Source organism: Streptomyces katrae (assembly GCF_000717655.1).
Lineage (GTDB): Bacteria > Actinomycetota > Actinomycetes > Streptomycetales > Streptomycetaceae > Streptomyces > Streptomyces katrae_B.
Genome location: NZ_JNZY01000020.1, coordinates 1 through 12,183 on the forward strand (window position 1 = coordinate 1; position 12,183 = coordinate 12,183).

General features: G+C 70.4%; 16 protein-coding genes. 10 read left to right on the forward strand and 6 right to left on the reverse strand.

Annotated elements, in window-relative coordinates:
- On the reverse strand, nucleotides 1-1,255 hold a 1,255-nt coding region (locus IF09_RS0123360; RefSeq protein ID WP_051832761.1), incomplete at its 3' end, for an MFS transporter.
- A 133-nt stretch (nucleotides 1,256-1,388) separates the two neighbouring features.
- On the opposite strand from IF09_RS0123360, the gene rpe reads away from it, so the two are divergent.
- From rpe to IF09_RS0123385, 5 genes are all read left to right on the forward strand, one after another.
- Nucleotides 1,389-2,075 carry a ribulose-phosphate 3-epimerase gene (rpe, locus tag IF09_RS0123365; RefSeq protein WP_030298765.1) on the forward strand — a complete coding sequence of 229 codons (687 nt, stop codon included), beginning with the start codon at nucleotides 1,389-1,391 and terminating at the stop codon, nucleotides 2,073-2,075.
- Nucleotides 2,076-2,166: 91 nt separating this feature from the next.
- On the forward strand, nucleotides 2,167-3,213 hold the full coding sequence (locus IF09_RS0123370; protein WP_199828124.1) for a sugar-binding transcriptional regulator: 1,047 nt from the start codon (nucleotides 2,167-2,169) through the stop codon (nucleotides 3,211-3,213).
- Nucleotides 3,214-3,328: 115 nt separating this feature from the next.
- Nucleotides 3,329-3,550, forward strand: a complete 222-nt coding sequence (locus IF09_RS0123375) for a CarD family transcriptional regulator (protein WP_030157491.1) — start codon at nucleotides 3,329-3,331, stop codon at nucleotides 3,548-3,550.
- A 70-nt stretch (nucleotides 3,551-3,620) separates the two neighbouring features.
- A complete protein-coding gene (locus IF09_RS0123380) occupies nucleotides 3,621-4,067 on the forward strand; it encodes a ribonuclease domain-containing protein (protein ID WP_030298767.1) in 447 nt (148 codons plus the stop codon).
- Complete coding sequence (locus tag IF09_RS0123385; RefSeq protein ID WP_037635782.1) at nucleotides 4,064-4,438, forward strand: barstar family protein; 375 nt, start codon at nucleotides 4,064-4,066, stop codon at nucleotides 4,436-4,438. Before IF09_RS0123380 ends, IF09_RS0123385 begins: the two co-directional genes overlap by 4 nt.
- 52 nt (nucleotides 4,439-4,490) lie before the next feature.
- On the opposite strand, the gene IF09_RS48245 is transcribed toward IF09_RS0123385, so the two are convergent.
- From IF09_RS48245 to IF09_RS0123410, 5 genes are all read right to left on the reverse strand, one after another.
- A complete protein-coding gene (locus IF09_RS48245; RefSeq protein ID WP_030298769.1) occupies nucleotides 4,491-4,970 on the reverse strand; it encodes a group II truncated hemoglobin in 480 nt (159 codons plus the stop codon).
- Nucleotides 4,967-5,302 carry a putative quinol monooxygenase gene (locus tag IF09_RS48250; protein WP_030157498.1) on the reverse strand — a complete coding sequence of 112 codons (336 nt, stop codon included), beginning with the start codon at nucleotides 5,300-5,302 and terminating at the stop codon, nucleotides 4,967-4,969. The genes IF09_RS48245 and IF09_RS48250 overlap by 4 nt, the downstream gene beginning before the upstream one ends.
- A gap of 97 nt (nucleotides 5,303-5,399) precedes the next feature.
- The gene (locus tag IF09_RS0123400; RefSeq protein WP_030298771.1) at nucleotides 5,400-5,900 is read right to left on the reverse strand and encodes a hypothetical protein; all 501 of its coding nucleotides are present in this window, start codon (nucleotides 5,898-5,900) and stop codon (nucleotides 5,400-5,402) included.
- A 95-nt stretch (nucleotides 5,901-5,995) separates the two neighbouring features.
- Nucleotides 5,996-7,729: an FAD-dependent oxidoreductase gene (locus tag IF09_RS0123405; RefSeq protein ID WP_030298773.1), complete on the reverse strand. Its 1,734-nt coding sequence runs from the start codon at nucleotides 7,727-7,729 to the stop codon at nucleotides 5,996-5,998.
- Nucleotides 7,726-7,998 carry a UBP-type zinc finger domain-containing protein gene (locus IF09_RS0123410; protein ID WP_030298774.1) on the reverse strand — a complete coding sequence of 91 codons (273 nt, stop codon included), beginning with the start codon at nucleotides 7,996-7,998 and terminating at the stop codon, nucleotides 7,726-7,728. Before IF09_RS0123410 ends, IF09_RS0123405 begins: the two co-directional genes overlap by 4 nt.
- A gap of 267 nt (nucleotides 7,999-8,265) precedes the next feature.
- Between IF09_RS0123410 and IF09_RS0123415 the strand changes: the two genes are divergently transcribed.
- From IF09_RS0123415 to IF09_RS0123435, 5 genes are all read left to right on the forward strand, one after another.
- A complete protein-coding gene (locus tag IF09_RS0123415; protein ID WP_030298775.1) occupies nucleotides 8,266-9,090 on the forward strand; it encodes a type 1 glutamine amidotransferase domain-containing protein in 825 nt (274 codons plus the stop codon).
- Between the two features lie 75 nt (nucleotides 9,091-9,165).
- Nucleotides 9,166-10,809, forward strand: coding sequence for a thiamine pyrophosphate-binding protein (locus tag IF09_RS0123420; RefSeq protein ID WP_030298776.1), 1,644 nt, complete (start codon nucleotides 9,166-9,168; stop codon nucleotides 10,807-10,809).
- Between the two features lie 59 nt (nucleotides 10,810-10,868).
- Entirely contained in the window at nucleotides 10,869-11,300 is a 432-nt protein-coding gene (locus IF09_RS0123425) for a nuclear transport factor 2 family protein (RefSeq protein ID WP_030298778.1), read from the forward strand.
- Nucleotides 11,301-11,329: 29 nt separating this feature from the next.
- Entirely contained in the window at nucleotides 11,330-11,785 is a 456-nt protein-coding gene (locus IF09_RS0123430; RefSeq protein WP_030298780.1) for a nuclear transport factor 2 family protein, read from the forward strand.
- Nucleotides 11,786-11,798: 13 nt separating this feature from the next.
- Entirely contained in the window at nucleotides 11,799-12,179 is a 381-nt protein-coding gene (locus IF09_RS0123435) for a nuclear transport factor 2 family protein (protein ID WP_030298783.1), read from the forward strand.
- The last annotated feature ends 4 nt before the right edge of the window (nucleotides 12,180-12,183 follow it).

Genomic DNA, 12,183 nt, shown 5'->3' on the forward strand with positions numbered 1-12,183 from the left:
AGATGTGTATAAGAGACAGCCCCCTGACCGGCGACAGGGACAGGGGGAGCCAGGCCAGGGCCATGATCGTGGCTCCTGTCCAGAGGGTGGTGTGGAGGGTCGTGAGGTCCGTCAGGAGGCCCGACAGGGCTGCGCCCAGGGCCAGGGCGCCGGTCAGCATGAAGCGGAAGGTGGCGTTCATGCGGCCCAGCAGGGCGTGCGGGGTCAGGTGCTGGCGGAGGCTGACGGCCAGGACGTTGTTCGAGCCGATCTTCATCATGGCCAGCAGCCACCCCGCGCCCGCCACCCAGAGCCAGACCCCACGGTCCAGCAGCGGTACCAGCAGGGTCGCCGGGGTCAGGCTCAGGACCAGCGCACGGCCGTAGCCCACCCGGGCCGCGAACGGCCGGGCCAGCCGGGCGCCCAGGAGCAGCCCCACGCCGCCCGTGGCCCAGAAGAGGCCGAGAGTGGCCGGGGACAGCCCGAGCTCCCGTACGAACAGCACCGGCAGCATGGTGTTGATGATCGCGCCGCCGAGGTTGCTGAGGGCGGCGTTGAGTGCCAGGGCCCGCAGCTCGGGGTGGCCCAGTACGTGCCGCAGCCCCTCGCGGATCTGGGCCCGCAGCGGTGTCCGGTCGGAGGCCGGCGGGGCCGGGGTGGCATCTATGCGGGTCAGGCGGAGCGCGGAGGCGAGGTACGCGGCCGAGGCGAAAGCCAGTGCGAGGGGGGCCGAGAGGATGGCGACCAGGGCTCCGCCCGCCCCGCGGCCGGCGATGTTGGCGACGGCCATCAGGGTGACGATGGCCGCATTGGCCCGGACCAGCCCCGCGCGGCCGATCAGCCGGGGCAGCACGCTCTGGGCGCCGACCTCCGAGAAGACCGTGGCGCAGCCGCCGAGCAGCACGACCGCGTACAGCTGCGCGAGCGTGAGCCCGTCCAGCCACCAGGCGACGGGGAGGGAGGCGAACAGCGCCGAGCGGGCGAGGTCCGCGGCGATCAGGACCCGGCGGGTGCGCAGGCGGTCCACCCAGGCTCCGGCCGGCAGCCCGATGAGGAGGAACGCGGTGGTGGACAGCGCGGCGAGGGTGCCGACCTGGCCGGCGGTGGCATCGAGGGCGGTGAGGGCGAGCAGCGGGACGGCAACGTGGCCGGTGTTGGAGCCGAGCTGGCTGAGTGTGGTGGCGGAGAAGAGGGTGCGGAAGTCCTTCGTGCGCCAGGGCGAGGGGTCGGCGGTCCCGGACCCGGTCTCGGTCTCTGTCTCGATGGCGGGTGTCATGCGGAGAACCGTGCCGGAAAACGATCTCTAAGGACAAGTTAATTGTTCTCCGGAATTGATTAAGCGTCGCTACGTCCGTCTCGAGTTCCGGGGTCGTGGCCGGAACTGCGCGGAGGCATGGCAGGCTTGGGGCATGGCCGCTCAGATTTATCCCAGCATCCTGTCCGCCGACTTCGCGCGCCTCGCCGACGAGGTGAAGGCCGTGGAAGGGGCCGACTGGCTGCATGTCGACGTCATGGACAACCACTTCGTCCCCAACCTCACCCTCGGTATGCCCGTCGTGGAGTCCCTGAGCCGCGCCACGGACATCCCGCTGGACCTGCACCTGATGATCGAGGACCCGGACCGCTGGGCCCCGCAGTACGTCGAGGCCGGAGCGGGGTCGGTCACCTTCCACGCCGAGGCCGCCGCCGCGCCCGTGCGGCTCGCCCGGGAGATCCGGGCCAAGGGGGCGCGGGCGTCGATGGCGCTCAAGCCCGCCACGCCGATCGAGCAGTACGAGGACATCCTCCCCGAGCTCGACATGCTGCTGATCATGACGGTCGAGCCGGGCTTCGGCGGCCAGCCCTTTCTCGACATCATGCTCCCCAAGATCCGCCGTACTCGGGAGCTGATCGCCAAGCACGGTCTGGAGCTGTGGCTCCAGGTCGACGGCGGGGTCTCGGCCTCGACGATCGAGCGGTGCGCCGAGGCCGGCGCCGACGTGTTCGTCGCGGGGAGCGCGGTCTACGGGGCGGTCGACCCCGCCGCCGCCGTGCGTACCCTGCGGGAGCAGGCGGACGTCGCGATCGCCGCGGCGCCCTGGGCCTGCGACCACTGAGACAAGGGTTGGTGAACAGCTCGGTGAACGGAAGCTGTCCAGGCTGATCAACGGCCGCCGGATCTGACAGGATGAACGGCGAGTCGAGAGTGTGAACAGCAGTGAGGAGAACGCGGTGTCTGCAATGTCGGCGGGACGGTCAGCCCTGCGGATGGGACCCGCGGAGCTGGTGCAGGCGGCGGCCATGGCCCGCCGCTTCTACCTGGAGGGCAAGTCCAAGATCCAGATCGCCGAGGAGTTCGGCGTGAGCCGCTTCAAGGTGGCCCGGGTCCTGGAGACCGCCCTCGAGCGCGACCTCGTACGGATCGAGATCCGGGTGCCCGCCGAGCTCGATGCGGAGCGGTCCGACGCGCTGCGGGCCCGGTACGGGCTCCGGCACGCCGTGGTGGTCGAGTCCCCGGCCGATGCGACCGAGGACGCGCCGGATCCGGAGAACCTGGGCGCGGTCGCCGCCGACCTGCTCGGCGAGCTGGTCAACGAGGGCGACGTACTGGGCCTGGCCTGGGGGCGGTCGACCATCCACATGGCCGCCTCCCTGCACCGGCTCCCGCAGTGCACCGTGGTGCAGCTGACGGGCGTGTACGACGCCGGTACGGCCGAGCGCGGGTCCGTGGAGGCCGTACGGCGGGCCGCCCAGGTCTCGGGCGGCGACGCGCACCCGATCTACGCGCCGATGCTGCTCCCCGACCCGGCGACCGCGGCCGCGCTGCGGAACCAGACGGGAATCGCCCGGGCCTTCGAGTACTTCGACAAGGTGACCGTCGCGGCGGTCTCGATCGGGTCCTGGGAGCCGGGGATCTCGACCGTCCACGACATGCTCACGGACGAGGAGCGGGCGCACTACGCCTCCCTGGGTGTCGCCGCCGAAATGTCCGCCCACCTGTTCGACTCCGAGGGTCGGCGCGTCGGACGGGACCTGGGTGAGCGCTGCATCACCGTCGAGGCGGACCGGCTGCGCCGGATCCCCGAGGTCGTGGCGATCGCCGGCGGGCTGCGCAAGGCCTCGGCGATCGGGGCGGTGCTCCGGTCCGGCCTGGTGACCAGCCTGGTCACGGACACGGCGGTCGCGGACTACCTGCTCACCGAGTCGGCCCCTGGGCTGAGGCCGGCGCTGGAGCGGGCCGACCCGGACGACTGATCCGGGGCGGCGGGTCCCGCGGCGGGCGTCGTGGGACGCCGTGAGGCGGATGGTGCCGCAATTGAGATCCGAACAGCGGGCCGTGCGGCGGCCTGCGGGGCGCATACTGGTCTCAATGACAAAGTCAGCAGTACCTCGCCGCCATTTGCCGTCCAGCCCGTTCAAGGCCCCCGTGGAACCGCCGCTCCGGCAGTTCAGCGTCGGCGACCGGGTCTCTCACGATGAGCACGGCCTCGGCCGTGTCGTCGGTATCGAGGAGGGGATCGCTGTCCTGGTCGACTTCGGGTCGGTCCAGAAGAGAATTCTGAGCCCTTACACCAAGATGTCCGCACTCTGAGGGTGCCGCCGTCGCGGAGACCGTTACCACGCGATTCGCGGGCGAATCGGATATTTGGCACGATCGGTGCATGATCTTCAGGGACGTGCCCCGGTCGTTGCTGCGTTGCGTCGTGGGGGCGGTGTTCCTTTGCGTCGCGCTGGTCGGCGTGGCGGGGTGCGGTGGGGAGAAGGCCGCGCCGTCCGCCGCGGCCGGGGTGAGTTCGGGGGCTGATGCCCCTGCGCCCGTTTGGGCCAAGGGGATGACCACCGTACGGGCCGATGCGCTGCCTTCGCAGGCGCGGGACGTGCTCGTGCTCATCGACAAGGGCGGCCCCTATCCGTACCGGCAGGACGGGACCGTCTTCGGGAACTTCGAGAAGGTCCTGCCGCAGCAGAAGCGCGGCTACTACCACGAGTTCACGGTGAAGACCCCGGGTGAGCGCGACCGCGGGGCCCGGCGGATCGTGACCGGTGAGGGTGGGGAGTTCTTCTACACGGACGACCACTACGACACCTTCAAGGCGGTTCTGCGATGACCCTGGACCCGCAGCCGCCCGCCCCGGCGGTGGCTGCCGCCGAGAAGGCGGGCTGGACGACCCTCCGGGTGGACCTGGCCGGCGTACGCAGCAAGGCCGAGCTGATGCGGCGGTGGGGAGCGGCGTTGGCCGTGCCGGCGTGGTTCGGCGGGAACTGGGATGCGCTGGCCGATGCGCTGATCGACTTGTCGTGGCTGCCGCAGGTGCCGGGGCGGCTGGTGGTGGTGACGTCGTGGTCCTCGTACGCGGGGGCGCGGCCGGGGGACTGGGAGACGCTGCAGGAAGTCCTGGAGGGGGCGCTGGAGTACTGGCGCGACGCCGAGGACGGGGCGTTGGCCGTGCTTCTGGCCGAGCCGCCGCCCGCGGGGTGAGGACCGGAGATGACCGTGGGGGCGGAGGCTTGGCCTCCGCCCCCACAGGGCACTAGCCCTTCGGGATCCACGGGGGTGTTTGGCCCCAGGACCAGACCGGGATCTTCGCCGCGTCCACCGGTGGGGGGTTGGGGCCCGAGTAGATCAGGGCCATGCGGGTGCCCCATTCGATGTAGTACGCGAACACCGCTCGGAACTCCGGGTCCGTCGGCAGGCCGACCTCGTCGGCCGTGTCCATCAGCAGGTCCACCCAGCGGCGGCGCTGCTTCTCGGTGATGCCGCGGCCCAGGTGCTTGGTGGCCATGTGCTGGTGGCCGCCGTGGTGGGCCGTGTACTGCGCCGGGCCGCCGAAGACCTCCGACAGCCAGACGGCGACGTGCCGGGGGTGCTCGGAGTCCATGCCCGCGAAGACGGGGGCCAGGATCTCGTCCTGCAGGGCGTGCGCGTAGAAGGCGTCCGTGAGGCGGTTCATCGCCTCCGCTCCGCCCATCCACTCGTAGATGGTGGGAGTGGTGCCGGGCGTGGTGCTCATGACTGGGGTGCGGCCTTTCCGGGGCCGGCCACGTCGGTGACGCGGTAGTGCTGCATCTCCTCGATGGCCTTCACGTACGGGCGGATCGCGCTGAAGAACGCCGGGAAGTGCTCGCCCTTGCGGAATCCGTTGAGGTGGGCGTCGACCGACGTCCAGCGGATGCGGAGGATGTAGCGCTCCCGGTCGTTCTCCTCCTCGCAGCGGGCCAGCTCGTAGTCGATGCACTCGGGTGACGCGGCCAGGGCCTCAGCGGCCTGGCGGTACGAGTCCTCGAAGGCCTGCTGGTCGTCCAATGCGATCCGGTAGCGGATGTATTCGACGGTGGTGGTCATGGGGCGTGCCTCTCCCTGCGATCGAGTGCCTGATGCCGGTTGCCGGCCGGCTCGCTGTCAGACTTGCGTGATCATGCCCGGGTGGGGAGGGCTTTCGTCATTCCGACCCAGACTTCTGGGAGTCCGGGATATCGGGGCCGGCCGCGCGGACCTGCTGGACCTTCGCCAGCGAGTCGCGGAGCTCGGTCAGCCACTCGTCCGTGTTGCGGCCGACGAGGCGGACGCACCAGGCGAGGGCGTCGGCCCGGCTGCGGGCGACGCCGCCCGCGACCAGCGTGTCGAGGACCTGGCGCTCCGGCTGGCGCAGGCGCGTCATCACAGGGACCGCCAGGTGCGTGAACAGGACGCGGTCGTCGCCGGACTGGACGGCCCAGGCGACCTTGCGGCGGTAGAGCTCCTCCGCCTCCCGTGCGACCTCGATGCGCTGCTCGCGGGTGCGCTCGCGGAACTCCTTGACCGACTCGGTCGCCGGGATGGCTCCGACGACCGTGATCTCCTCGCGGTCGACCGCCACGTCGACCAGGGACTCGTACACGTCCACCGGAAGGCGGTCCGCGAACCACTTGCGAAGCTGCTCGCTCTGCTCGGGTGTAATCATGTAATCAACGTTGCATCCGGCAGCCGCTTGATCGCAAGGGATTCGCGTTCGCTCTCAGCCCAGCCCCTCGGCCCAGCGCCCCCCGCCCGGCGCCCTCAGCCCATCGACCGGTAGCGGTGGATCAGCGAGACCGCCATCGCGCCCTCGCCCACGCCCGAGGCCACGCGCTTGACCGAGTGAGCCCGGACGTCACCGGCCGCGAAGACGCCCGGGACGCTGGTCTCCAGCGGGTAAGGGGCGCGCTCCAGGCTCCACTCCGCAGGGAGTTCGCCGCCGTTCGCGATCAGGTCGGACCCGGTGAGCACGAAGCCGTACTCGTCGCGTTCGACCACGCCCGACAGCCAGTCTGTGTGCGGCCGGGCGCCGATGAAGGTGAACATGAAGCGGGCCGGGACCTCCGTGTCCTCACCCGTCGTCGAGTCGTGGAGGGTCAGCTTCTCCAGGTGCTCGTCGCCGTCCAGCCGGACCACCGTCGTACGGACCCTGACCTCGATGTTGGGGGTGCGGTCGATCTCGTCGATCAGATAGCGGGACATGCTCGCGTCCAGGGAATCCGCCCGGACCAGGATGGTCACCTTGGCGGCGTACTTGGCGAAGTGCACCGCCGCCTGGCCGGCCGAGTTCGCGCCGCCCACGATGAACACGTGCTGCGAGATGCACGCCGAGCTCTCGGTGGTCGCCGCGCCGTAGTAGAGCCCGGCGCCTTCGAAGCGGTCCGCGCCGGGGGCCTCCAGGCGGTTGTACGAGACCCCGGTGGCCAGCAGCACCGTCTCGGCGCTGATCTCCGTGCCGTCGGCCAGGATCAGGATCTTCGCCGGGTCGTCCCGGGTCAGCGAGACCACCTCCACCGGGTGCAGGATCTCGGCGCCGAAGCGGGAGGCCTGGATGGTGGCCCGGCGGGTCAGGTCACCACCGGAGAGGCCCGAGGGAAAGCCGAGGTAGTTCTCGATCAGGCTGGAGGTGCCGGCCTGGCCGCCCGGGGCGCGGGAGTCCAGCATCAGCGTCGAGAGGCCCTCCGAAGCCGCGTACACGCCGGCCGCCAGGCCCGCGGGGCCCGCGCCGACGATGACGCACTCGTAGTGCGGGCGGGAGGCGGTGGTGGCCAGCCCCAGCCGCTGGGCGAGCGCGGTGTCGGACGGCGCGGAGAGCACCGTTCCGTCCGGGAAGCGGACGAGGGGGAGCGCCGCGTCGGGCTGGGCCGCGATCAGGGTCAGGGCCTCCGGGTCCCGCTCGACGTTGAGGAAGCGGAACGGCTGGCCGTTGCGGGTGAAGAAGTCCCGGACGGCGTGGGTGCCGGGGGAGACGAGGTGGCCGGCGACGATGATGCCGTCGTACGCGGGGCGGTAGGTGGCCAGCCAGTCGGAGAGCAGGTCGTCCAGGACCGGGAAGAGCCGTTCGTGCGGCGGGTCCCACGGCTTGAGCAGGTAGTAGTCCAGCCGGACCCGGTTGATGGCGGTGATCGCCGCGTCGGTCTCCGCGTACGCCGTGAGCAGGACCCGGCGGGCGTCGGGGAAGCGGCTGACGGCCTCGAGGAGGAACTCGACACCGGTCACGTCGGGCATCCGCTGGTCCACGAGGAACAGCGCCGGGTCGTGGCCCCGCTCGTCGAGGGAGTCCAGGATCTTGAGGGCGTCGGCGGCAGAGGACGCGCCGAGCACCCGGTAGCGGTCGCCGTAGGCGCTGCGCAGGTCGCGGCGCACGGCCCGCAGCACCTGCGGATCGTCGTCCACGGCCAGGATGACGGGCTTCCTGCTCTCCGCGCGCTCCGCCGCGGCCCCGGTGGCGGGGGTGGCGGCGTGGACGGTGGCGCTCTCCGGGGCCGCACTCATGCCGCGTCCAGCATCAGCTTGTCGGCGTAGCACCAGGCCCAGGTCTCACCGGGCTCGTGCGACGCGGCGATGGGGTGCTCGCTGCTGCGGTAGTGCTTGGTGGCGTGGCGGTTCTTGGAGGAGTCGCAGCATCCGACGTGCCCGCAGCTGAGGCACATCCTCAGGTGCACCCAGGTGTCGCCGAGGGCGAGGCACTCCTCGCAGCCCTCGGTGCCTGGCTTCACCGGACGTATCTGATCGATGTGTGTGCACAACAGGTCCGTCGTCATCGTCCCCGTCCCTCTCCTCGGTCCTTCGCGCACCCGTGATTCACGGAGCGTCCAGACCATAGGGCGGTGCCCCGGTAATGGTTCACTGATTCGGCCGAAGTCAGGAAGTCCCGCGGCTACTTCATGACCTCCGGCAGCGACTACGTGAGGTGCCCGTGCGACCTGCCTTCCTACCTCACGAAGTCGCATACGGGCGCTTTGACGCAGGCTCCGGGCGCAAGCAGTGTGGGTCACGCCAACGACAACAGGCGGCGCCTGGAGGAATCCGTGAGCAGAAAGATTCTGGTCATTGTCTCCGAACACGGTTACTGGGCCGAAGAACTGATAGGCCCCGTATCGAAGTTCGATGAGCGGGGCTACGAAGTCGTATTCGCCACGCCGACCGGAAAGCGTGCCCACGCTCTTCCGCCGAGCCTCGACGCGAACTTCATCGATCCTCCACTGGGACGGTCGGTCACCACCGAGGAGAACGCCCGACTGGGCCGGGAGTTCGAGCAGTCGAGCCGGCTGGACTCCCCGCTCGACATCGAGGCGTGGGTCCCCGAGCGCCCGTACACGAGCGAAGGGGGCTATCTGCGCAAGCTCGAGCAGTACCACCGCGACCTGGACAAGCTCGAGGCCGACATCGCCGGCTACGACGCGGTCCTCATCGTCGGCGGCAGCGGGCCCATCGTCGACCTCGCCAACAACGAGCGCGTGCACGCCCTGATCCTGGCCTTCAAGAAGGCCGGCAAGGTCGTGGCGGCCGAGTGCTACGGCGTGGCCTGCCTGGCCTTCGCCCGGGACTGGGGCGACCGCAAGAGCATCATCTGGGGCAAGCACGTCACCGGCCACTGCAAGGAGTACGACTACAAGGACGGAACCGGATTCCTCGGTACCGACTTCAACATGGGCCCCCCGCCGTACCCGCTGGAGTACATCCTGCGCGACGCGACCGGCCCGCGCGGGGCGTACCACGGGAACTTCGGCCACCCGCTCTCGGTGATTGTCGACTACCCGTTCGTGACCGGCCGTTCCACACCCGACTCGTATCTCACGGGGCAGAAGATCGTGGAAGTCCTGGAGGAAGGCCTCACCCGCTACGGGTGGTGATCCGGAAACCCGTGATCCGGAAACCCGTGATCCGGAAACCCGTGATCCGGAGACCGTGAGAATGAGGGGGAATTCATGGAAGCCACTCCCGGACGGGAAAGGCTGATCGAGCAGTTCAAGGCCGACGGCCTGAATGTGATGTTCGGAAATCCGGGGACGGTGGAACAGGGATTCCTCGACGCGGTGGACGCGGCGGAGGACTTCTCGTACGTCCTCGCCCTCCAGGAGACCGTGGCCGCCGGCATCGCCGACGGCTACGCCCGGGCCACCGGCGGCGCGGCCCTGCTCCAGCTGCACTCCGGAGTGGGGCTGGGCAACGGCATCGGGATGCTCTACCAGTCGCTGCGCGGCCACACCCCGCTCGTCGTGGTCGCCGGCGACGCCGGGGTCCGCTACGACGCGATGGACGCGCAGATGGCGTCCGACCTGGTGGCGATGGCGAAGCCGGTGACGAAGTACGCGACGCGGGTCACCGACCGGCACTCCGTACTGCGCACCATCCGCCGGGCGGTCAAGATCGCCCTGACCCCGCCGCGCGGCCCGGTGTTCGTGGCGCTGCCGATGGACGTGCTGGACGAGCTGAACTCCGAGCCCGTCCTGCCCGCCGCGGTGCCCCTCACGGACGTTGCGCCCTCGTCCGCCTCGGTGGGACGGGCGGCCGAGCTGCTCGCCTCCGCGGAGCGGCCCGTGGTCCTCGTCGGTGACGGGGTCTCGCTCTCCGGGGCCCAGCGCGAACTGGTCGCCGTCGCCGAGCTGCTGGGCGCCGACGTGTACGAGGTGGACTCGTCCGAGGTGAACATCGCGGCCTCGCACCCGCTGCGCCGCGGCCAGACGGGCCACATGTTCGGCCCGCACAGCAAGGAGCTCGTCGCCGACGCGGACGGGGTGCTGATCGTCGGCACCTATGTCTTCCCGGAGGTGTTCCCCGAGCTGGAGAGCCCCTTCCGGGCCGGCGCGAAGGTCGTCCACATCGACCTGAACGCGTACGAGATCGCCAAGAACCACCCGGTGGACCTCGGCCTGGCCGCCGACCCCCGGCAGGCGCTGCGCGCGCTGGCCGGCGTGCTCGAACGCCTGCTGACCCCGCAGCGGCGGGCGGCCGCGGCCGCCCGGCTCGACACCCGCACCCGTGAGCGGGCACTGTCCGCCCGGTCGGGGGAGGCCGAGCAGGACGGCACGCCGATGGCCGTCTTCCTGCGGACCCTGGCCGAGCGGACCGGCGGGGACCTGATCGTCTTCGACGAGGCACTGACCACCTCGCCGCTGGTCACCCGGTACCTGCCGCCGGAGCGGCCCGGCGACTACCACCTCACCCGGGGCGGTTCGCTCGGCGTGGGCTTCCCGGGGGCGGTCGGCGCCAAGCTGGCCCGTCCGGACCGCCTCGTCGTCGGGTTCGCGGGCGACGGCGGGTCGATGTACACGTACCAGGCGCTGTGGACCGCGGTCCGGCACGGCATCGACGCCAAGTTCGTGGTCTGCAACAACCGCAAGTACCGGCTGCTCGACGACAACATCGCCCAGTACTGGCGGGAGCGGGACATCCCGGAGCACGGCTTCCCGGGCTCCTTCGACCTCTCCCACCCCGAGATCGACTTCGCCGGGCTGGCGCGGGCGCTCGGCGCCGAGGGGATGCGGGTGGAGAAGCCGGACGAGGCGGTCGCCGCCGTGGCCCGGATGCTCGACCACCCCGGTCCCTTCCTCGTCGACGTACAGATCTGACGCACCGCTGCGCCCCAGACCCAGCGCACAGCACACCACCACGGACAGAAGGAGACCGCATGCCCGCCGAGCGGCTGACCGAGGAAGCGATCCGCACCTTCGCGGAGAACTGGTACGTGGCCCTGGACCAGCACCTTCCGCTGGACCGGGTGCTCCCGCTCATCACCGAGGACCTGGAGTTCAAGGTCCCCGAGGACACCTTCCTCGGACACCAGGGCTTCGGCCGCTGGTACGCGGCGGTCACGAACCGCTTCTTCGACGAGGTCCACACCGTCACCAAGGTGGAGCCCGTCATCGAGGGCGACCGGGCGATCGTCCGGGTCCTCGTCAACTGGCAGGCCAAGATCTGGGACCCGCCGGCGGCCCGCAGCCAGTGGCTCGGCTTCGACGCCGACCAGACCTGGACGGTCGTGGCCGGTCCCGACGGACCGCTGATCCAGCAGTACACCGTCAACGACCTGGCCCCGATGCCCGGTTCCGGCTCGCTCTGAACACGGGCACCGGCGAAGGAGAAGCGACGATGACCGAAGTGACACGGGAGCGGGTCGAGGCGGCGTACGCCGCCCTCGGCTCAGGCGACCGCGCCCGCATCCTCGAGTACTACTCCGAGGACCTGCGGTGGCTGGTGCCGGGCAACCACCCGCTGGCCGGCTGGTACGAGAGCCTGGACGCCTTCCTGGAGCTGATGGGGCAGACCCACAAGCTCACGGGCGGCACCTTCCGCATGGACATCCAGTCCGTCCTCGTCGGCGAGGACTGCAGCGCCGACGTCTGCCGCAACGTCGCCCTGCGCGACGGCGCGGACCAGGGGAGCCGGTCGCCGTACGAGCGGATGGACTACCCGGTCTTCCACTTCATGCGGTGGCGGGACGGCCGGATCGTCGAGGGCCGTGACGGGCTCTTCGGGGACTCGGCGACCGCATTCAGCCAGTTCTGGGCGCCGTTCGCGCCCGACGGAACCCGCCGGGACCGATAGGGGGAGGAGCGCGATGAGCGCTGTGGACGCACGACGGATCCTTGAGAAGTACTACGAGTACGCCAACGCCGGCGACTGGGACCGCTGGTGCGACCTGTTCGCCGAGGACCAGGTCATGGACGAGCAGCTCGCCGGACACATCGAGGGCCTGGAGGTCCTGCGCTCGATGATGAAGGGCATGGGGACGATGTACCGCGTCTTCCGGAACAAGCCCGTGCACTTCCTCGTCGACGGGGAGAAGGCCGCGGCCGTCTCCCACCTCAGCGCCGTCAGCGCCTCCGGCGAGGCGATCGAGGCCGAGGTCATGAACTTCTTCCGGATCGTGGACGGAAAGATCGCCTACATGGCGAACTACCACGACACCGTCCCCTTCCAGGTGCTGGGCCAGGGCTGAGGGA

What these genes read in the sequence shown, in the direction of transcription:
- rpe (WP_030298765.1), top strand. Translation starts at nt 1,389, where the DNA reads ATGGCCGCTCAGATTTATCCCAGCATCCTGTCCGCCGACTTCGCGCGC.
- IF09_RS0123375 (WP_030157491.1), top strand. Translation starts at nt 3,329, where the DNA reads ATGACAAAGTCAGCAGTACCTCGCCGCCATTTGCCGTCCAGCCCGTTC.
- IF09_RS0123380 (WP_030298767.1), top strand. Translation starts at nt 3,621, where the DNA reads ATGATCTTCAGGGACGTGCCCCGGTCGTTGCTGCGTTGCGTCGTGGGG.
- IF09_RS0123385 (WP_037635782.1), top strand. Translation starts at nt 4,064, where the DNA reads ATGACCCTGGACCCGCAGCCGCCCGCCCCGGCGGTGGCTGCCGCCGAG.
- IF09_RS48245 (WP_030298769.1), bottom strand. Translation starts at nt 4,970, where the DNA reads ATGAGCACCACGCCCGGCACCACTCCCACCATCTACGAGTGGATGGGC.
- IF09_RS48250 (WP_030157498.1), bottom strand. Translation starts at nt 5,302, where the DNA reads ATGACCACCACCGTCGAATACATCCGCTACCGGATCGCATTGGACGAC.
- IF09_RS0123400 (WP_030298771.1), bottom strand. Translation starts at nt 5,900, where the DNA reads ATGATTACACCCGAGCAGAGCGAGCAGCTTCGCAAGTGGTTCGCGGAC.
- IF09_RS0123405 (WP_030298773.1), bottom strand. Translation starts at nt 7,729, where the DNA reads ATGAGTGCGGCCCCGGAGAGCGCCACCGTCCACGCCGCCACCCCCGCC.
- IF09_RS0123410 (WP_030298774.1), bottom strand. Translation starts at nt 7,998, where the DNA reads ATGACGACGGACCTGTTGTGCACACACATCGATCAGATACGTCCGGTG.
- IF09_RS0123420 (WP_030298776.1), top strand. Translation starts at nt 9,166, where the DNA reads ATGGAAGCCACTCCCGGACGGGAAAGGCTGATCGAGCAGTTCAAGGCC.
- IF09_RS0123425 (WP_030298778.1), top strand. Translation starts at nt 10,869, where the DNA reads ATGCCCGCCGAGCGGCTGACCGAGGAAGCGATCCGCACCTTCGCGGAG.
- IF09_RS0123430 (WP_030298780.1), top strand. Translation starts at nt 11,330, where the DNA reads ATGACCGAAGTGACACGGGAGCGGGTCGAGGCGGCGTACGCCGCCCTC.
- IF09_RS0123435 (WP_030298783.1), top strand. Translation starts at nt 11,799, where the DNA reads ATGAGCGCTGTGGACGCACGACGGATCCTTGAGAAGTACTACGAGTAC.